At 70.2% G+C, this 19,268-nt stretch carries 18 protein-coding genes and 1 pseudogene; 8 read left to right on the top strand and 11 right to left on the bottom strand.

All coding sequences use genetic code 11. The features are described 5' to 3' along the window. Window positions 1-5: 5 nt before the first annotated feature. The 5 genes from OG413_RS33090 to OG413_RS33070 all read right to left on the bottom strand — a co-directional run bounded on the left by OG413_RS33090 (window position 6) and on the right by OG413_RS33070 (window position 5,595). Window positions 6-980: an acyl-ACP desaturase gene (locus OG413_RS33090; protein ID WP_266812004.1), complete on the bottom strand. Its 975-nt coding sequence runs from the start codon at window positions 978-980 to the stop codon at window positions 6-8. Window positions 981-1,097: 117 nt separating this feature from the next. Next, window positions 1,098-1,874 (bottom strand): dimethylargininase, encoded by a 777-nt coding sequence (gene ddaH / locus OG413_RS33085; protein ID WP_266812002.1) that lies wholly within the window; start codon window positions 1,872-1,874, stop codon window positions 1,098-1,100. A gap of 136 nt (window positions 1,875-2,010) precedes the next feature. After that, on the bottom strand, window positions 2,011-4,296 hold the full coding sequence (locus OG413_RS33080) for an excinuclease ABC subunit UvrA (protein WP_266812000.1): 2,286 nt from the start codon (window positions 4,294-4,296) through the stop codon (window positions 2,011-2,013). A 244-nt stretch (window positions 4,297-4,540) separates the two neighbouring features. Next, window positions 4,541-4,732: a hypothetical protein gene (locus OG413_RS33075; protein ID WP_266811999.1), complete on the bottom strand. Its 192-nt coding sequence runs from the start codon at window positions 4,730-4,732 to the stop codon at window positions 4,541-4,543. 11 nt (window positions 4,733-4,743) lie between these two features. Continuing rightward, the gene (locus OG413_RS33070) at window positions 4,744-5,595 is read right to left on the bottom strand and encodes a Scr1 family TA system antitoxin-like transcriptional regulator (protein ID WP_266811998.1); all 852 of its coding nucleotides are present in this window, start codon (window positions 5,593-5,595) and stop codon (window positions 4,744-4,746) included. 219 nt (window positions 5,596-5,814) lie between these two features. Between OG413_RS33070 and OG413_RS33065 the strand changes: the two genes are divergently transcribed. Beyond that, window positions 5,815-6,219: an ATP-binding protein gene (locus OG413_RS33065; RefSeq protein WP_266811996.1), complete on the top strand. Its 405-nt coding sequence runs from the start codon at window positions 5,815-5,817 to the stop codon at window positions 6,217-6,219. A 93-nt stretch (window positions 6,220-6,312) separates the two neighbouring features. Here OG413_RS33065 and OG413_RS33060 read toward each other — a convergent pair whose 3' ends face one another. Continuing rightward, window positions 6,313-6,729, bottom strand: a complete 417-nt coding sequence (locus tag OG413_RS33060) for an SsgA family sporulation/cell division regulator (protein ID WP_266811994.1) — start codon at window positions 6,727-6,729, stop codon at window positions 6,313-6,315. A 184-nt stretch (window positions 6,730-6,913) separates the two neighbouring features. Here OG413_RS33060 and OG413_RS33055 point away from each other — a divergent pair, with 184 nt between their 5' ends. Further along, window positions 6,914-8,044, top strand: coding sequence for an oxidoreductase (locus OG413_RS33055; RefSeq protein ID WP_266811992.1), 1,131 nt, complete (start codon window positions 6,914-6,916; stop codon window positions 8,042-8,044). A 43-nt stretch (window positions 8,045-8,087) separates the two neighbouring features. Here OG413_RS33055 and OG413_RS33050 read toward each other — a convergent pair whose 3' ends face one another. Further along, entirely contained in the window at window positions 8,088-8,387 is a 300-nt protein-coding gene (locus OG413_RS33050; RefSeq protein WP_266811991.1) for a YciI family protein, read from the bottom strand. Between the two features lie 252 nt (window positions 8,388-8,639). Here OG413_RS33050 and OG413_RS33045 point away from each other — a divergent pair, with 252 nt between their 5' ends. Further along, a complete protein-coding gene (locus OG413_RS33045) occupies window positions 8,640-9,302 on the top strand; it encodes an endonuclease V (protein WP_266813234.1) in 663 nt (220 codons plus the stop codon). 49 nt (window positions 9,303-9,351) lie between these two features. After that, a complete protein-coding gene (gene mmpA / locus OG413_RS33040; RefSeq protein WP_266811990.1) occupies window positions 9,352-9,495 on the top strand; it encodes a morphogenic membrane protein MmpA in 144 nt (47 codons plus the stop codon). A gap of 56 nt (window positions 9,496-9,551) precedes the next feature. Here mmpA and OG413_RS33035 read toward each other — a convergent pair whose 3' ends face one another. Continuing rightward, window positions 9,552-10,742, bottom strand: a complete 1,191-nt coding sequence (locus tag OG413_RS33035; RefSeq protein ID WP_266811988.1) for a trans-acting enoyl reductase family protein — start codon at window positions 10,740-10,742, stop codon at window positions 9,552-9,554. Between the two features lie 205 nt (window positions 10,743-10,947). Here OG413_RS33035 and OG413_RS33030 point away from each other — a divergent pair, with 205 nt between their 5' ends. The 4 genes from OG413_RS33030 (at window position 10,948) to OG413_RS33015 (ending at window position 16,918) form a co-directional block, all read left to right on the top strand. Beyond that, window positions 10,948-12,189, top strand: coding sequence for a CaiB/BaiF CoA-transferase family protein (locus OG413_RS33030; protein ID WP_266811986.1), 1,242 nt, complete (start codon window positions 10,948-10,950; stop codon window positions 12,187-12,189). A gap of 109 nt (window positions 12,190-12,298) precedes the next feature. Further along, window positions 12,299-13,441: an acyl-CoA dehydrogenase family protein gene (locus tag OG413_RS33025; protein WP_266811984.1), complete on the top strand. Its 1,143-nt coding sequence runs from the start codon at window positions 12,299-12,301 to the stop codon at window positions 13,439-13,441. Between the two features lie 52 nt (window positions 13,442-13,493). After that, window positions 13,494-14,708, top strand: a complete 1,215-nt coding sequence (locus OG413_RS33020; protein ID WP_073719769.1) for an acetyl-CoA C-acetyltransferase — start codon at window positions 13,494-13,496, stop codon at window positions 14,706-14,708. Window positions 14,709-14,746: 38 nt separating this feature from the next. Further along, window positions 14,747-16,918, top strand: coding sequence for a 3-hydroxyacyl-CoA dehydrogenase NAD-binding domain-containing protein (locus OG413_RS33015; RefSeq protein ID WP_266811983.1), 2,172 nt, complete (start codon window positions 14,747-14,749; stop codon window positions 16,916-16,918). Between the two features lie 33 nt (window positions 16,919-16,951). Here the strand turns inward: OG413_RS33015 and OG413_RS33010 are convergent, their stop codons facing one another. From OG413_RS33010 to OG413_RS33000, 3 genes and pseudogenes are all read right to left on the bottom strand, one after another. Then, on the bottom strand, window positions 16,952-17,683 hold the full coding sequence (locus OG413_RS33010; RefSeq protein ID WP_266813232.1) for a MerR family transcriptional regulator: 732 nt from the start codon (window positions 17,681-17,683) through the stop codon (window positions 16,952-16,954). A 361-nt stretch (window positions 17,684-18,044) separates the two neighbouring features. Next, a complete protein-coding gene (locus tag OG413_RS33005) occupies window positions 18,045-18,701 on the bottom strand; it encodes a hypothetical protein (protein ID WP_266813230.1) in 657 nt (218 codons plus the stop codon). Between the two features lie 222 nt (window positions 18,702-18,923). Next, window positions 18,924-19,135, bottom strand: a pseudogene (locus OG413_RS33000) (IS630 family transposase); the annotation flags it as partial. Window positions 19,136-19,268: the final 133 nt, after the last annotated feature.

The following is a 19,268-nucleotide window of genomic DNA, read 5'->3' as shown; positions in this document are numbered from 1 at the left end:
GAGGGTCAGGCCCGGCCGCGCGCGACCAGGCGTGCCTTGCGGGCCGCCAGCTTCTCGTCGAACTTCGACGCCTCGCTGTCCAGGCCGCCCATGTACAGGCCCAGTTCGTCCTGTGCCTTCAGACCCTCCGGGCCGAGCCCGTCGATGTCGAGGACCTTCAGGTAGCGCAGGACCGGCTGGATCACGTCGTCGTGGTGGATACGCATGTTGTAGATCTCGCCGATCGCCATCTGCGCGGCGGCCCGCTCGAAGCCCGGCATGCCGTGTCCCGGCATCCGGAAGTTCACGACGACATCGCGTACGGCCTGCATCGTCAGGTCCGGGGCGAGCTCGAAGGCGGCGCCCAGGAGGTTGCGGTAGAAGACCATGTGGAGGTTCTCGTCGGTCGCGATCCGGGCCAGCATCCGGTCGCAGACCGGGTCGCCCGACTGGTGGCCGGTGTTGCGGTGCGAGACCCGGGTCGCCAGCTCCTGGAAGGCGACGTACGCGACGGAGTGCAGCATCGAGTGGCGGTTGTCGGACTCGAAGCCCTCCGCCATGTGCGCCATGCGGAACTGCTCCAGCTTGTCCGGGTCCACGGCGCGCGAGGTGAGCAGATAGTCGCGCATCACGATGCCGTGCCGGCCCTCCTCCGCGGTCCAGCGGTGCACCCAGGTGCCCCAGGCGCCGTCACGGCCGAAGAGCGAGGCGATCTCGTGGTGGTAGCTGGGGAGGTTGTCCTCGGTCAGCAGATTCACGACCAGCGCGATCTTGCCGATGTCGGTCACCTTGGACTGCTCCGGCGCCCACGCGTCGCCGTCCTCGAAGATACCGGGGAAATTCCGGCCGTCGGAGAACGGGACGTACTCGTGCGGCATCCAGTCCTTGGCGACCTTGAGATGGCGGTTGAGTTCCTTCTCCACCACCTCTTCCAGCGCGTACAGCAGCTGGGCGTCGGTCCACGCCTTCGAACTGCCGAGGTGGGGAGAGGTGATCGTCACGGGGAGCTCCTGGGGACGGGAGAATTACCTACGGCTTCGTAGGTTACGTGACCGTAGGTTAAAGCGACGTTAAGGCCCACGCCAAGCCGGTGCCTCCGGGCATCCGCTTACGTACCGTTATGCGTGCAGGTCACGGACGCGTACGGACAGGCAGGTCACGCAGCCTTCCAGTTTTTCGAACTCGCTGATGTCCACCACGACGGGCCGGAATCCGAGCTCCCGGAACAGTTCCGCGGACTTCGGGGCGCTCGCGGCCAGCAGCAGCCGGCCGCCCCCGAGCAGCACCACATGCGCGCCCGCCTCCTCCGGCACCGGCAGGAACCGGCCGAACACCGAGGGCTCGTCGACCAGCGGCGGGTACCCGATGACGGTGCCGTCCGGAAGCGCCGTCACCGCGGACTTCAGATGCAGAACCTTACTGATCGGCACCGCCACGACACAGGCGCCCAGGGGCTCGAAGGCGGCCCGGAGCTGCCGGATCCCCTCCGCGTTCGTCCGCCCGCCGCGCCCGACGTACACCGTGTCGCCGATCTTCAGCACATCGCCGCCGTCGAGGGTTCCGGGCTCGCGGATCCGGTTGACCGAGCAGCCGAGCCGCACCAGCGCCTCCTCGACGCCCGGGGTCTCGCCCCGGCGGGACTCCGCCCCGGACCGGGCGATCAGCGCCACATTGCGGAACATCACGACGGCGTCCTCGACGAACACCCCGTCCGGGCAGTCGTCGGCCCGAGCCAGTTCGACCGTGTCCCAGCCGTGCTCGGCGAGCACGGCGACGTACCGCTCCCACTGCTCCGCGGCCAGCCCGGCGTCGACGGGTGTGCGCTCGACATGGGTCACGAGCCCCTCGGCGAGTCGCGGGCTCACACGGCGGACCAGGGCTGTTCTGCTGGGCACGAGGGCTCCTCCAGGGGCGGGACGGCGGTCGGGCCGCCCCATCATGCCCCGCGGCATCGCGGCCGCTCCAGCCCCCGGAGCCCCGCCGCTGCGCCCTCAGCCGTCCCGGAGGGCTCGCTGCCTCCCGCCGCGCTCGCTACCGTCCCGGAGCGTGGTGCTCCGGAGCGCATCCCGGATCCCGGCGCAGATACGCGGCGGTGAAGGACGTGCGGTGTGCCGCCAGCGCCGCCGGGGTGCCCTCGAAGACCAGCTCGCCGCCGTTCCTGCCGCCGTCGGGGCCGAGGTCGATCACCCAGTCCGCCCGCTTGACCACATCCAGGTTGTGCTCGACGCAGATGACGGTGTTGCCCGCGTCGACCAGCCGGTCCAGCAGATCCACCAGCGTGCCGGTGTCGGCCATGTGCAGTCCGGTCGTCGGCTCGTCCAGGACGTACACACTGCCCGTACGGTGCAGGCGCGTCGCGAGCTTGATGCGCTGGCGCTCACCGCCCGAGAGTGAACCGAGGGGCCGGCCCAGCGTGAGGTATCCGAGCCCGACATCATCCAGTGTGCGCAACTTCCGCAGCAGGGAGGGGTCATCGAACAGCTCGACGGCCTGAGTGGCCGTCATGTCCAGTACATCGACGATGGACTTGCCGCCGATCCGGTGCGCGAGGACGTCGTCCTGGAAGCGCCGTCCCTCGCACTTCTGGCAGGTCGTGGTGACCGGATCCATGAACGCGAGATCGGTGAAGATCACGCCGCGCCCCGCACACTCGGCGCAGGCGCCCGAGGAGTTGAAGCTGAACAGCCCCGGATCGACGCCGTTCTCCTTGGCGAAGACCTTGCGGATGGTGTCGAGCGCGCCGAGGTAGGAGGCCGGGGTGGACCGGGACGAGGCGGTGATCGCCGTCTGGTCGATGACCACCGCATCCGGGTACGCCGCCGTGAACACCCTTGATACCAAGGTGGACTTGCCGGACCCGGCCACACCGGTCACCGCGGTCAGCACACCGACGGGGAACGACACGTCCACGCCCTTGAGGTTGTGCAGGTCGGCACCGGACACCGGAAGCCACCCGGTGGGGGAGCGGAACGCCTCCTTGGCCGGGGTGCGCCGGCGCAGACACCGGCCGGTGAGCGTGCCGGCCTCGCGCAGCCCGTCGAAGGTCCCCTCGAAGACGACACGTCCGCCGTCGCTTCCGGCGCCCGGCCCCATGTCGACGACATGGTCGGCGACGGCCATCACATCCGGGTCGTGTTCCACGACCAGCACGGTGTTGCCCTTGTCCCGGAGCCGTACCAGCAGATCGTTGAGCCTGCCGACGTCGCGCGGGTGCAGTCCGACGCTCGGTTCGTCGAAGACGAAGGTCAGGCCGGTGAGTGAACTGCCCAGATGGCGCACCATCTTCAGCCGCTGTCCCTCGCCGCCCGACAGCGTGGTGGTCTCGCGGTCCAGGCTGAGGTAGCCGAGACCGATGCCGACCAGACGCTCCAGCCGTTCGCGGGCGGCCGCCGCGATCGGACCCGCCACCGGATCGTCGATCTTCGCCAGTACGCCGACGAGGTCGGCCACCTCCATCCTCGCGTAGTCGGCGGGGGAGTGCCCGTCGATACGGGAGGCGAGCGCCGCCGCGTTGAGCCGCGCACCGCCGCAGGAGCCGCACACCGTCTCGACGGTGAACCGGCGGGCGGCCTCGCGCCGTTTCTCGGAGAGCGACTCCGTGTCCCGCTTGAGGTAGAGCCGGTCGAAGCGTTCCACGACGCCCTCGAACCGCATGTCCGCCGAGGCCGTCCGCAGCTGCGGGCGGACCGTGAACCCCTTGCCGTGGAGCAGGAGGCGGCGCTCCTCCTCGGTGTAGTCCGCGAGCGGCCGGTCGTTGTCGAAGCGCCCCGAACCGGCGTACAGGTTCCACTCCCAGCTGCCGACCGAGAGGCCGGGCAGCAGGAGAGCCCCTTCGTTGAGCGACTTCGACCAGTCGACCGCCCGGTCGAGGTCCAGGCGGACCGTGCGGCCCACGCCGTCGCACTCGGGGCACATGCCGCTGGGATCGTTGAACGAGTACACGGTCGCCGGCCCGGCGCTCGGCGTGCCGTGCCGGGAGAACAGCACCCGGATGACCGACCAGATATCGGTCATCGTGCCGACGGTGGAGCGCACATTGCCGCCCACGGGCTTCTGGTCGACGATGATCGCCACCGACAGATTCTCGACGGACTCGACGTGCGGCCGCTCGTACTTCGGCAGCCGGTTCCGGAGGAACGAGGTGAAGGTCTCGTTCAGCTGCCGCCGCGATTCGACGGCGATCGTGTCGAAGACGATCGAGGACTTGCCCGACCCGGACACCCCGGTGAAGACGGTGATGCGGCCCTTGGGGAGAGTGAGGGAGACGTCGCGGAGGTTGTTCTCGCGCGCGCCGGTGATGACGATGCTCCGGTCCATGTTCCGATCCATGGTCGCGAAGCTAACCGGAATACCGGACAGGTCCTGTCGTGATTTATCGGGCTCGTGGGCCGGGCTTCTGGGCAGAACTCCTGGGCAGAGCTCCTGGGCCGGGCCTTCGGGTCGGCGCGGCCCGGCCCGGGAGACCGCGAGACCTCGGCCCCCTGTGCTGAGCTGCTCAGAGTGGTCGGCGTACTCGGAGCGCCGGGCACAGGGGGCACGGGGAGTTCGTCGGGGCGACGGGTCAGAGCAGATGGTCCGCGGCGCCGGACTTCACCGCGGCGATCAGCGCGCGCATCGCCTCGATGGAGTCGCTGATGTACGTGGCGGTGTCGGTGGTGGACCCGATGTAGGCCCTTCCCTGGTCGTCCTGGCCGAAGCGGAAGCAGTTCGCGCCCTCGCTGCAGAAGGCTTCGTCCCAGCGGATATCGGTCATGGTCTCTCTCCTCAGAGGTCCTGGGCTATGCACCTGATGAAGTCGCGCGACTCCTGGACGGGCAGTGCGAGCGTCCGCAGTCGTTCCAACAGGCCCCGGTAGCGGCGCAGTTGCATATCCGCGTCCAGCAGCATCGATCCGTGCGAGGAGTCGAGCTGCACGGTGTCGAGCTGAGGAACCGCGGCGCCGACGTAGGTGAAGGACTGCCCCGCTCCGGGGAAGCCGCCGGCCGTGAACGGGATCACCCGGACCGTCGTCCGGTCCCGTTCGGACTGCTCCAGGATGTGGGCCAGCTGGGCGCCGCTCACCTTGGGTCCGCCGAACTGCATGCGCAGCGCGGCTTCATGGATCACCGCCTCGTACAACGGGGGCCGGTCCCGGTCCAGAACCTCCTGGCGACGCAGCCGGAGCGAGAGCCGGGCTTGCAGATCCGGCCCCGGCAGCCGGGGGTCGGCGGTGTCGAACACCGCTCGCGCGTGCTCCTCCGTCTGGAGGAGGCCGGGGATGTGTGTGGTGGTCGAAGTGTTCAACTCCACTGCATGGTATTCGAGTTCGGCGATGTCGAGCAGGCTCGGAAGCAGGAGTCCGCGGTGCTCCTCCCACCAGCCCCTGGCCCGCTCCTGTGCGATTTCGGCGAGCAGGTCGATCAGGCCGGTGTCGGGACAGCCGTAGTTGAAGGCCAGGGTCCGCACCCGCTCGGAACTTATGCCGAACCGCCCCGACTCGATGTTCGGGATGCGGGTGCGGTCGACGCCCAGCAGGGCGGCGGCCTGCTGGGCCGACATTCCGGATTGTTCCCGGAGCTTGCGCAGCTCATAGCCGAGGCGCTGCTGCCTGGCGGTCGGGGTGCTTCTGGGTGGCACTGTGGCCTCCTTCCGGTTGGGCGGTCGGCGAAATGACCGGAACAGCACAAGTAGTAGCACTGTGCTCCGGTGTGCGCTACGGTCGGTAGTGCAAGTCTCACACGGGGCGACCGTGCCTGTGTGTGATCGTCCCCACATGTACCGAGAAATGTGAGTACCTGGATGAAGGGCGCCATGTGTTGCCTCCCGGCACCCGTACCCGCGGGACCCCGCCCGCCGGTGCCGGACAATCTCAGCTATTCCTTCGCCCTGCCGGGCGGCGCGTATTGCGCGGGGCTCGCCCGCGGTGCCGTGCACGGGCTGCTGGAGCGGCACGGACTCGCCGGACTGCGCGACCCGGCGGTCCTGGCGGCCTCCGAACTGGTCGCGGCCGCCTACCGGTTCACCCCCGACCGGGAGATGCTGCTGAAGGTCCACTGGCAGTTCGACGCGCTGCGCATCGTCCTCTACGACCAGCACCCGGCGCATGACGAGGCCGAGCGGTCCGAGGAGTGTCGTGAACGCCGCAGCGCGAGCATGTGGCTGCTGGCCGCGGCCGTCGACGAACACGGCGGGGACTGGGGGCTGGCTCCGGCGCTGACACCCTCCGGCGGCTCCAAGACCTGGGCGTTACTTCACCCATAGCCCACGCACCTCAACAAGCCCCGCCCGGCGTCAACAGGCTCCCCCCGGGCGTCAACAGGCTCCCCCCGGGCGTCAACAGGTTCCCCCTGAGCGTCAACAGGCCCCGCCGAGCAGGTCGGTCAGACTGCGGTCGAGGTCCATGAACCGGTGTTCGTCACCCACCGGCACCATCTCCTGAGCCCGCTTGAGGAACTGCCGCAGCTCCGCCGTCCGCACGTGCACCATCGCGACGCCCTCGACGGCATGGAACTCCAGCACCGTCCGCTCGAAACCGAACGGCCGCACCCGAACGTCGCCGACACCGGCCGGTGTGTCGATCCCGGTGGCGAGCAGCTCACGCGAGAACTCCCACGACACCTCGGTGCCTTCCAGGGTCGCCGGGCCGGGGAACGCCATGCGTACGGCGAACGGGTCTTCGCGGTCGTACTGCAGGGTGGCGGGCAGGGTCTCCATCTGCGGAGCGGATGCGACCATGCGGGCCTGCACGGACTGCTCGATAACGCTGGACAAGACCTGCTCCCTCTCACGGCTGGGTGAACGGCTCCCGGCATGGGAGTAGACGACGGAACTCCTCGATCCGTGCACTGGCGGGTGGCGTGAGCTGCGTCACCGAAGAACACGTCGCCGCACGGTTGCCCGGTTTCGAGCGTCACCCCCTGGACGGCCCGCTGCCCGTGGACTAGCTTCCAGCGCCATGAGGGCCTTGGGGAAGACGAGACGACTGATGTCCCTGGTGCTGTGCGGGGCGGCAGTGACTGCCGCACTGGCCGCACCAGCAGCACACGCGACATCAGCAGCAGCAGACACGGCGTCGGCAACACCCGCCGCGCAGGCAACGCGCGGCGCACACGCCACACCGGGATGGGTACGCACCGACACCGGCACCGACGCCCGGTTCCGGGGACTCGCGGCTGTCGACCGACGTACCGCCTGGGTCGCCGGATCGAAGGGTACGGTCCTGCGGACGACCGACGGCGGCCGGAACTGGCGGACCGTGTCGCCGCCCGGCGCGGCCGGTCTGGAGTTCCGCGACATCGAGGCATTCGACAGCCGCCGCGCGGTGGTCCTGGCCATCGGCGAGGGAGAGGCGTCCCGGGTCCTGCGCACCGACGACGGCGGAGCCACCTGGACCGAATCGTTCCGCAACACCGACGCCCGCGCGTTCTACGACTGCCTGACCTTCTTCGACAGCAGGCACGGGCTCGCCATGAGCGATCCGGTGGACGGCAAGTTCCGCATCCTGTCCACGGCGGACGGCGGCCGCAACTGGAAGGTCCTGCCCAACGCCGGGATGCCGGCGGCGCAGACCGGGGAGGCGGGCTTCGCCGCGAGCGGCCAGTGCCTGGTCAGCTCGGGGCCGAAGGACGTCTGGCTGACCACCGGCGGCGCCGCGACCGCACGGGTGCTGCACTCCAAGGACCGCGGCCTGACCTGGACGGCGACGCCATCCACGATCCCGGCGGGGGACCCGGCGCGGGGCGTCTTCGGCGTCGCGTTCCGCGACCGTACGCACGGCATCGCGGTCGGCGGCGACTACCGCGCCGACCAGTCGTCGCCGAACGCCTCGGCCGTCACCGCCGACGGCGGCCGGGGGTGGCGGCAGTCCGCCACCCCGCCCGCCGCCTACCGCTCGGGCGTCGCCTGGCTGCCGCACAGCAGGTCCGCCGCGCTGGCGGTCGGCCCGACGGGCACCGACCTCACCCGCGACGGCGGCCGTACCTGGCGCACGGTCGACACGGGCTCGTACGACACCGTCGACTGCACATCCGACTTCGGCTGCTGGGCCGCCGGAGAGCAGGGCCGGGTGGCGCGGCTCGGCTTCTAGGCCGACCCGTCCCCGTCGACGCACAGGGGCGGCGGGAGGGCCCTCAGCGGGGCAACCGCTGCTTGTACGAGGCCAGTTCGGGCGACGTCTTGGTCGCGATGAACTCCGTGATCCGGTACGCGCACACGGCGTGCACCACGAAGGGGTCGGCCGCCGCGATCTTCTCGATCCGCGCGCGGTCGTCCCCGACGGCCAGGATCACCCCGCCGTCCCGGGGGTCCTTGCGGCCCGACGCGATGAACACCCCGGCCGCGTACTGCGCGTCCAGCCAGGCGACGTGGTCCCGCAGCAGCGCGTCCACCCGCTCGACCGGAGCGGTGTAGGTCAATTCGAGTACGAACATGATCGTCAGGCTACCGGGATGCCCGCCGCCCGCGGAATCCGTTCCCCCGCCCGCGCCCCCGCCCCCGCCGGTCCGTCGTGCGCCGCGCCCGGCCGGCCCGGGGCGATTCCGCCGTGCGCCCCCCGGACCCGCCCGCCGCGCCCCTTCCCCCGGCCGTTCCCTAAGGTGGACCTCACTATGACGAAGCCCCCCATGCCGGCCGACGGGATGCCCGACGACGGGCTGCCCGCCGACGAGATGCCCGCAGACATGATGCCCGCCGACGAGGCCGAGGCCCGCGCGATCCAGGAGACCCTGCGCTCGCGTGTGGTGCTCGACGAGCCGGGACCGGCACCCGGTACCGGCCTGGTGACCGGGGTGGACGTCGCCTACGACGAGGAACGGAACGTCGTCGTCGCGGCGGCCGTGGTCCTGGACGCCGCGACCCTGGACGTGGTCGAGGAGGCCACCTCCGTCGGCAAGGTCACCTTCCCGTACATTCCCGGGCTGCTCGCCTTCCGCGAGATGCCCACGGTCCTGGCGGCGCTGGAGTCGCTCTCCGTCGACCCCGGCCTCGTGGTCTGCGACGGCTACGGGCTGGCGCACCCGCGCCGCTTCGGGCTGGCCAGCCACCTGGGCGTCCTCACCGGGCTGCCGGTCATCGGCGTCGGCAAGAACCCGTTCACCTTTTCGTACGAAGCCCCCGGACCTCTGCGCGGTGACTCCTCGCCGCTGCTCGACGGCGACGAGGTGGTGGGCCGGGCCCTGCGCACCCAGGTCGGCACGAATCCGGTCTTCGTCTCGGTCGGCCACCGGATCAGCCTGGACAACGCCTGCGCCCACACCCTGCGGCTGGCCCGTCGCTTCCGGCAGCCGGAGACGACCCGCAAGGCCGACGCGCTGTGCAGGCGGGCCCTGCGCGAGGAGACCGCCTGAGTACGCGTACGGATAGCGCCTGCCGGTCATGATCGGCAGGCTGGTACGTATGAACACTTCTCGTACAACTGTCCGCACGGCACCTCTGCACCCCGCTCAGCGCCGGATCGCGGTGGGCATGGCCCTCGGTAGTGCCGTCGGGCTCGTCTGGCTCGGCGCGATGCTCTACACCCTGGCCACCTGGGTCCTGTGAACGGTGGCCACCGGAAGAAACGGTGGCCACCGGACCGAAAAGGGGCGTAAAGGTGCTCAGCGGACCGCCGCGACCCGGAAGCCCAGACCGGCCGCCCTGAGCCGTTCCAGCAGCGCGTCACCCATCGCCACCGCAGTGGTGACCTGCCCGGACGTCGCCGGAAGCTCGTCCAGGGCCAGGCAGAGCGCCGACTCGGCCAGCATCTTCGCCGTCTCCCCGTAACCCGGATCGCCGCCGGACACCTCGGTGAAGACCCGGCGTCCGCCGCCCTCCCCGACGAAGCGCACCGTGAACCAGCTCCGCTTCCTGCGCTCCGCGTCGGGCCCCTCGCCAGGTTCGTAACGGCTCATCAGCCACTCGCGTACGGACGGGAGTTGGGCAGCCGCGACCAGCGCGCCGAGTGCCGCGGTCGAGCCGATGGCCACCGGCAGGTGCTTCACCGAGGCGAAGTGCCGGTACTGGAAGTCGGGGCCGTAACGCTCCAGCGCCCGCGCGGAACGGCCGATGATCCGGGGGTCCACGGTCGGCAGCGGGAGCGCCCAGGTGCCGGTCGCCCCGCTGAAGTGCGGGGTGCCCAGCGGGGCGCGGACGCGTCGGCCGACCAGCCGGGGTTCGTGCAGCCGCCGCTCCTTGGCCGCCTGGAGCATCTGGGGGCCGCGGCCCATCGCCGTCAGAGCGGAGGCGAACGTACCGCCGGAGAACACGGCGTTGCTCCGGACGAAGCCGTCGATGACGAGCGGTACGTCGCGGGGCAGCTGTTGAACGGTGAAGTACACGCCCAGGTCGTGCGGTACGGAGTCGAATCCGCAGGCGTGCACGACGCGTGCCCCCGTCTCGCGCGCCCGCGCATCGTGTTCCAGGTACATCCGGTCGATGAACTCCGCCTCGCCGGTGAGGTCCACATAGTCCGTTCCCGCCTCGGCGCAGGCGGCGACCAGTTTCTCGCCGTACCAGACGTACGGACCCACCGTCGTGGCCACCACCCGCGCGGACTCGGCCAGCGCGCGCAGTGCTTCGGCGTCGTCGGCGTCCGCCTGTACCAGGGGCAGTTCGGCGCAGCGCGGCTCGATGGCGGTCAGCCGCTCGCGCAGCCGCTCCAGCTTGGCGCGATCGCGGCCCGCCAGTGCCCAGCGGCAGTCGACCGGCGCGTTCGCGGCCAGATATTCGGCGGTGAGCACCCCCACGAATCCGGTGGCACCGAAAAGGACGACGTCATAGGGGCGTTTCGCCCCGCTCTGCCTGTTCACGAGTACCTCCGCAGGGAGCCGGTGCCGATGTGGCAGGCAGAGGTTAGCGGAGCGGGACGCGGCGGGGCACGGCCGGGGAGCAATGATGAGAGAGGATCGCGAGGAAAGAACTAAGCGCTTGCTCGGCACTAGGGGTTGTGCGGAGCGTGAGGCGTTCTTAGCATCATCGATGTTACATCGGTTGTGTCACACAGCTGGGGGCTTGATGGCAAGGACAGAGCACAGCCCGCGAGGACCGCTGACGGGGGTGCGCGTCGTCGAGCTGGCGGGGATCGGGCCCGGTCCGTTCGCCGCGATGCTGCTGGCCGACCTCGGGGCCGACGTGGTGCGGGTCGACCGTCCCGGCGGCTCGGGTCTGGCCATCGACCCCGCGTACGACCTCACCAACCGCAACAAGCGCTCGGTCCTCGTCGACCTCAAGGCCGAGGGCGGGCCCGGCCGGGTCCTGGACCTCGCCGAACGCGCCGACATCCTCATCGAGGGATACCGGCCGGGCGTCGCCGAACGCCTCGGGGTCGGGCCCGCCGACTGTCTCGCCCGCAATCCGCGACTCGTCTACGGGCGGATGACCGGCTGGGGGCAGGACGGCCCCCTCGCGGAGCGGGCCGGACACGACATCGCGTACATCGCCCTCACCGGCACCCTCTCCATGATCGGCAAACCCGGTGAGCCGCCCACCGTGCCCGCCAACCTGGTCGGCGACTACGCGGGCGGCTCGCTCTACCTCGTCGTCGGCGTCCTCGCCGCCCTCCAGCACGCCCGCACGTCCGGCGGGGCGGGCCAGGTCGTGGATGCCGCCATCGTCGACGGCGCCGCCCACCTCGCGACGATGATCCACGGGATGCTGGCGGCCGGCGGCTGGCAGGACCGGCGCGGCTCCAACCTCCTCGACGGCGGTTGCCCCTTCTACGGCTCGTACGAGACCGCCGACGGGCAGTACATGGCGGTGGGGCCGCTGGAGCAGCGGTTCTACGACGAGTTCGTCACCCTCCTCGGTATCGCGGACGAGGCACCGGACCGCAAGGACCTCACCCGCTGGGACGACCTGCGCACCGCTGTCGCCGAGCGGTTCCTGACCCGGACGCGCGAGGAGTGGACAGAGGTGTTCGAGGGCACGGACGCCTGCGTCGCCCCCGTGCTCTCGCTCCGCGAGGCCCCGCACCACCCGCATCTCGCCGCCCGCGCCACGTTCGTCGAGCACGGCGGCCTCACCCAGCCGGCCCCGGCCCCCCGGTTCTCCGTGACCCCGGTCTCCGTACGCAGCGGACCCGCGCGGCCCGGCGCGGACACCGAGGCGGTCGCCGCCGACTGGGACGTACCGGGCCTGCGGGCCACGGAGACGACCGGAACAGCCGCCACCGGGGCGCAGGCGACCGGAACAGCCGCCACGACAACCGGAACAGAAGCGACCGGAACAGCGGCCACACGCAAGGGCGTCACCGGCTGATGGGGCACGCACTCCGTGACGCGGGCGTCAGCACACCCACCGTCTCGCCGGGCGGCCCCGAGGCCGCCCGGCTGACCTCCACCGTCAAGAACCGGCTCCAGGGGGCCCCGTGCAGCGGCAGATCTTCACCGAGGAGCACCACGCGTTCCGCGCGACCGTCCGGACCTTCCTGGCCAAGGAAGTCCTCCCGCACTACGAGCAGTGGGAGAAGGACGGCATCGTCTCCCGCGAGGCATGGCTCGCCGCCGGACGGCAGGGCCTGCTCGGCTTCGCCGTCCCCGAGGAGTACGGCGGCGGGGGCAACGCAGACTTCCGCTACAGCGCCGTTCTCGCCGAGGAGTTCACCCGGGCCGGGGTGCCCGGATTCGCCGTCGGTCTGCACAACGACATCATCGGCCCCTACCTCACGGGCCTGGCCACCGAGGAGCAGAAGCGCCGCTGGCTGCCCGGCTTCTGCGGCGGCGGGACCATCACCGCGATCGCCATGACCGAACCGGGCGCGGGCTCCGACCTCCAGGGGATCCGCACCACGGCCGAGGACAAGGGGGACCACTGGCTGCTCAACGGCTCGAAGACCTTCATCTCCAACGGGGTCCTCGCCGACCTGGTGATCGTCGTCGCGAAGACCACAGCCGAGGGCGGCGCGAAGGGACTCTCCCTGATCGTCGTCGAACGCGGTGCGGAGGGCTTCGAGCGGGGCCGTAATCTCGACAAGATCGGCCAGAAGTCCCAGGACACCGCCGAGCTGTTCTTCAACGACGTCCGGGTGCCCAAGGAGAACCTCCTCGGCGAGCGGGACGGCGCCTTCATCCACCTGATGACCAACCTCGCTCAGGAACGGATGGGGATCGCGGTCGCCGGGATCGCCGCCGCCGAGCATCTTCTGGAGATCACCACCCAGTACGTCAAGGAGCGCGAGGCGTTCGGGCGGCCGCTCTCCAAGCTCCAGCACATCCGGTTCGAGATCGCCGAGATGGCCACCGAGTGCGCCGTCACCAGGGCCTTCCTGGACCGGTGCATCGTCGACCACTCGGAGGGCGTCCTCGACGCCGTACACGCCTCCATGGCGAAGTGGTGGGCCACCGAACTGCAAAAGCGTGTCGCCGACCGGTGCCTCCAACTGCACGGCGGCTACGGCTATATGGCGGAGTACCGGGTCGCCAAGGCGTTCACAGATGGCCGTATCCAGACCATCTACGGCGGTACGACCGAGATCATGAAGGAGATCATCGGCCGCTCGCTGCTCGCCTGATCCTCGCTCGTCCGACTTCTCGTCGCCCAACCACCCCCGAAAGGCAGCTGTCTTGAGTACCGAAGCATTCGTCTACGACGCGATCCGCACTCCGCGCGGCCGCGGCAAGGCCAATGGGGCCCTGCACGGCACCAAGCCGATCGACCTGGTCGTCGGCCTCATCCACGAGATCCGCGGCCGTTTCCCGGACCTCGACCCGGCGGCCATCGACGACATCGTGCTCGGTGTGGTCAGCCCGCTCGGTGACCAGGGATCCGACATCGCGAGGATCGCCGCTATCGCGGCGGGACTCCCCGACTCCGTCGCCGGTGTCCAGGAGAACCGCTTCTGTGCCTCCGGCCTCGAAGCGGTCAACCTGGCTGCCGCGAAGGTCCGTTCGGGCTGGGAGGACCTCGTCCTGGCCGGTGGCGTCGAGTCGATGTCCCGGGTCCCGATGGGTTCCGACGGCGGCGCCTGGGCGATGGACCCGATGACCAACTTCGAGACCGGCTTCGCCCCGCAGGGCATCGGCGCCGACCTCATCGCCACCATCGAGGGCTTCTCCCGCCGCGATGTCGACGAGTACGCCGCCCTGTCCCAGGAGCGCGCGGCCGCGGCCTGGAAGGACGAGCGGTTCGCCCGTTCCGTCGTTCCCGTCAAGGACCGCAACGGCCTCGTCGTCCTCGACCGCGACGAGCACCTGCGGCCCGGCACCACCGCCGACTCGCTCGCCGCCCTCAAACCGTCCTTCGCGGCCATCGGCGAGATGGGCGGCTTCGACGCGGTCGCGCTGCAGAAGTACCACTGGGTCGAGAAGATCGACCACGTCCACCACGCGGGCAACTCCTCCGGCATCGTGGACGGCGCCGCCCTCGTCGCGATCGGCTCCAAGGAGGTCGGCGAGCGCTACGGCCTCACCCCGCGCGCCCGCATCGTCTCCGCCGCCGTCTCCGGCTCCGAACCGACCATCATGCTGACCGGCCCCGCTCCCGCCACCCGCAAGGCGCTGGCCAAGGCCGGTCTGACCATCGACGACATCGACCTCGTCGAGATCAACGAGGCATTCGCCGGAGTGGTCCTGCGCTTCGTCAAGGACATGGGCCTCTCCCTGGACAAGGTCAACGTCAACGGCGGCGCCATCGCGCTCGGCCACCCGCTCGGCGCGACCGGCGCGATGATCCTCGGCACGCTCATCGACGAACTGGAGCGGCGCGACAAGCGGTACGGCCTCGTCACCCTCTGCGTCGGCGGCGGGATGGGCATCGCCACCGTCATCGAACGCCTCTGACCGTCCCCGGCCACCCCTGCTTACGGAGAAGAAGAGCAATGACCGAGAGCACGACCATCCGCTGGGAACAGGACGGGACCGGCGTCGTCACCCTCGTCCTCGACGACCCCGACCAGTCCGCCAACACGATGAACCAGGCGTTCAAGGACTCCATCGCCGCCGTCGCCGACCGCGCCGAGGCCGAGAAGGACTCCATCCGCGGCATCATCTACACCTCCGCCAAGAAGACCTTCTTCGCGGGCGGCGACCTCAAGGACATGATCAAGGTCGGCCCCGAGGACGCCCAGGCCGCCTTCGATACCGGCACCGCCATCAAGAGGTCGCTGCGCCGCATCGAGACCCTCGGCAAGCCCATCGTCGCCGCCATCAACGGAGCGGCACTCGGCGGCGGTTACGAGATCGCGCTCGCCTCCCACCACCGCGTCGCCCTCGACGCGCCCGGCTCCCGCATCGGCCTGCCCGAGGTCACCCTCGGCCTGCTGCCCGCCGGCGGCGGCGTCACCCGCACCGTACGCCTCATGGGCATCGCCGACGCGCTCCTGAAGGTGCTCCTCCAGGGCACCCAGTACACGCCCGCGCGCGCCCTGGAGAACGGTCTGGTCCACGAGGTCGCCGCCACCCGCGAGGAGATGCTCGCCAAGGCCCGCGCCTTCATCGACGCGCACCCCGAGTCGCAGCAGCCCTGGGACGTCAAGGGCTACAAGATCCCCGGCGGCACCCCGTCCAACCCGCGGTTCGCCGCCAATCTGCCCGCCTTCCCGTCCAACCTGAAGAAGCAGACCGCCGGCGCCCCCATGCCCGCGCCCCGCAACATCCTGGCCGCCGCGGTCGAGGGATCGCAGGTCGACTTCGAGACCGCGCTGACCATCGAGGCCCGCTACTTCACCGAGCTGGTCACCGGCCAGGTCGCGAAGAACATGATCCAGGCGTTCTTCTTCGACCTCCAGGCCGTCAACTCCGGCGCCAACCGCCCCAAGGGTGTCCCGGAGCGCCCGGTCCGCAGGGTCGCCGTCCTCGGGGCCGGGATGATGGGCGCCGGAATCGCGTACTCCTGCGCCCGCGCGGGCATCGACGTCGTCCTGAAGGACATCTCCACGGAAGCGGCCGCCAAGGGCAAGGCGTACAGCGAGAAGCTCCTCGCCAAGGCGCTCTCCCGGGGCCGTACGACCGAGGCGAAGCGCGACGCACTGCTGGCCCGCATCACCCCGACCGGCGACCCGGCCGATCTGGCTGGCTGCGACGCCGTGATCGAGGCGGTCTTCGAGGACACCTCGCTCAAGCACAAGGTGTTCCAGGAGATCCAGGACGTCATCGAGCCCGACGCCCTGCTCTGCTCCAACACCTCCACGCTGCCGATCACGGTCCTCGCCGAAGGCGTGTCACGGCCGGCCGACTTCATCGGCCTCCACTTCTTCTCTCCTGTCGACAAGATGCCCCTCGTCGAGATCATCAAGGGGGAGCGGACCGGCGACGAGGCCCTGGCCCGCGCCTTCGACCTGGTCCGCCGGATCAAGAAGACGCCGATCGTCGTCAACGACTCACGCGGCTTCTTCACCTCACGCGTCATCGGCCAGTTCATCAACGAGGGCGTCGCCATGGTCGGCGAGGGCGTCGAGCCGGCCTCGGTCGAGCAGGCCGCCGCGCAGTCCGGCTACCCGGCCAAGGTGCTCTCCCTGATGGACGAGCTGACCCTCACCCTGCCGCGCAAGATCCGCGACGAGACCCGGCGGGCCGTCGAGGCGGCGGGCGGCACCTGGGCCGGGCACCCCTCCGACGAGGTCATCGACCGGATGGTCGACGAGTTCGGGCGCCCGGGACGCAGCGGCGGCGCGGGCTTCTACGAATACGACGAGGACGGCAAGCGCGCCCGCCTGTGGCCGGGGCTGCGCGAGCACTTCACGAAGCCGGACGCCGATGTGCCCTTCATCGACATGAAGGAGCGGATGCTGTTCTCCGAGGCGCTGGACAGCGTCCGCTGCCTGGAGGAGAACGTCCTGATCTCCGTAGCGGACGCCAACATCGGCTCCATCATGGGCATCGGCTTCCCGCCGTGGACCGGCGGTGTGCTCCAGTACATCAACGGGTACGAGGGCGGCCTGCCCGGTTTCGTGGCCCGCGCCCGCGAACTCGCCGAGCGCTACGGGGACCGGTTCCTGCCGCCCGCACTGCTCGTGGAGAAGGCAGGGAAGGGCGAGACCTTCCACGACTGAGGCCGGGTGGCGCGGGCCGCGTTCACGGCGTACTCACTCCGCCGTGAACGCGGCCCGCAGCTCCTGCTTCAACGACCGCTGGAACGCGGTCACCAGCGCCTGGACCACCATCGGCTGCATATGGGCCGACAGCGACTTCATCGCCGCGACATGCTCCGGGTCCGACTCGCGCTCACGGTACGGATTCCACACCTCGTCCCGGAACAGCCGCGTCAGCTCCTGGGCGGCCGACCGGGTGTGCTCCAGCAGGACCGTGCGCGCCGCCAGGATCGTCTCGTGCGCGATCGGCACGTCCAGCAGCTCCACGCCGAGCCGCAACAGCCCCGGATCCACCCGGTAGGTCCCCCCGGCCGCCTCGGGACGCTCCAGCACCTCCATCGCGGCCAGCCGGTCCACGTCCCCCTCGGTGAGGGCCCGGCCCGCCCGCCGCTCCAGCTCGGCCCTCGTCGTGTCCTCGGCCTTGTCCGGAGCCCAGGACGCCACGAGGGCCCGGTGGATCGCCAGGTCCCGGGCGCTCAGATCGGGCGGCAACTGCTCCAGATACCGTTCGATGGCGGCCAGCGTCATGCCCTGGTGCTGGAGCTCCTCGATCAGGGCGAGACGGGACAGGTGCTCGCGCCCGTAGTGCCCGACCCGGCGCGGACCGATGACCGGAGGCGGCAGCAGGCCCCGGGTGCTGTAGAAGCGCACCGTACGCACGGTGACTCCGGCGCGCGCCGCCAGCTCGTCGACGGTCAGCGTCGGCTCGTCGGTCCCGGTCACGATGTCTGCTCCTTGCGTCCCACGGCTGTACCCGTGCGCCGATCCGGTTCATCAGTATTGCTGTCTCACCACTGTGGTGAAAGTGGCCGCGGGCGTCGGAAAGTGATGGTCAGTCGTGACCGTTCACGACAGTTGGCGGATGTGTTGAGGCGTTGGCGCTGGTCGCTCGCCAACTGTTCGACGTAGTTGGCGGGGCCTGTTCCCGATAGTTGGCGCTTCCGGGGCTCAGCTGCACGTAGTGCTGCCGCTGGTGCCGTGACCGCATAGGTTCGCCTGGTTGCCGGTTGGGACGGGTGGCCCGGTGTGCTCACGCTGCGGTAGGGGCACGATCATCAGCCTGGCCGTGGCTGAGCCCGATCCGCTCCTATGGCCGCGGTGCGCTGTCCGAGCGCCACTTGGTGAGACGAGGGTGCCCCGGCAGTTCGGCGCGGCCGGTGGCCCACAACAGGGTGGGCCAGGGATCCGCGCCGCCCGGAGCCTCTGGAAACAGACGGGCGAGCACCCGCGAGCAGAGAGCGGAGGGCGGGGTCCAGGCAAGCCCGAACCCTTCCGCCAGATCGTGCATGTGCACCAGCGTCTCTTGCAACGCCAGCGCCGCGAAGCCTTCGGGGTCCGACACCCCGGCGGCGTGGTGGGCGCGGACCCGGGGCGGCGTGGTACGCACCATGGTGACCAGCAACGCGCCGCACGCCTCCAGTATCTGCACCAGGCCGGCCGGACCCGCATCACGGTCCGCGAAGAGGAAGACCGTGGGTCCGTCCGGCCTCTTCCGGCTCAACGCGATGGGCACATGGGTATCCAGCGGCGGGCTCCGCGGCCCCAGCTGCATGGCGTAGTAGAACAGGTCGTTGGCGAGGTACTCGGCGGTCTCCCAGCAGTCCCACTCCAGCGAACCGGCCTTACCGCCCCAAGCCTCCGCGGGTGCGTCCCGAAGGATGCCGACGGCGAGCCGCACGGCAAGGTCGACGTCGTCCGCGGTGACGGGGGACAACACTGATCCGGGTTTGACTGATCGGGACATCGCAGCACCGTATCGCGAGGGAAGAGGGCAACCCCTTTCAGCTTCCAGGGATTTAGGGCTGTGACCGGGAAGGTTCACCAGAGGCAAGAGCAGACAAGCGGTTCGGTGAGTTGGACTGTCTGTGCACTGGGCGTGGTCGGATCGCGCTGCGACGATCACCCCGCATGACCTTGACGGCGAATACTCGCTGACGCTCACCGCCGGCGACCTTGGTCGCCGATGCACATTGTCGAGAATCACGTAGATCGGGGCGCCGTCCGGGCGGGCCGCGCGGATCGCCCGCAGAGCCGCCCAGGTGAGCGCGAACTCGATCCGGTCGAGCTTGGCTTCGAAGTCCGGTCCGGGGACTCCTTCCACGTCTTCGTGCGCTGGAAGGAGATCCCGCGGCGGGCCAGGAGGCAGCGCAGGGCCTCTCTCCCGATGTGTACGGGCCTGGGCGATGTTGCGTCGCCGCAGATGTTCGGCTTGCGTGTACGTCTGGACATTGAGGGAGCGAAGCGGTGGGAAGCAAGGGGCGGGCTTCCATTCGCTGCCGGTGAGGAGCGACCGGACGAACGCGGAAGAGCA

Origin of the sequence: Streptomyces sp. NBC_01433 (assembly GCF_026340105.1) — a bacterium.
Lineage (GTDB): Bacteria > Actinomycetota > Actinomycetes > Streptomycetales > Streptomycetaceae > Streptomyces.
Note: the sequence above shows the minus strand (reverse complement) of the source record. Positions and strands in the feature narration are given on the sequence as shown.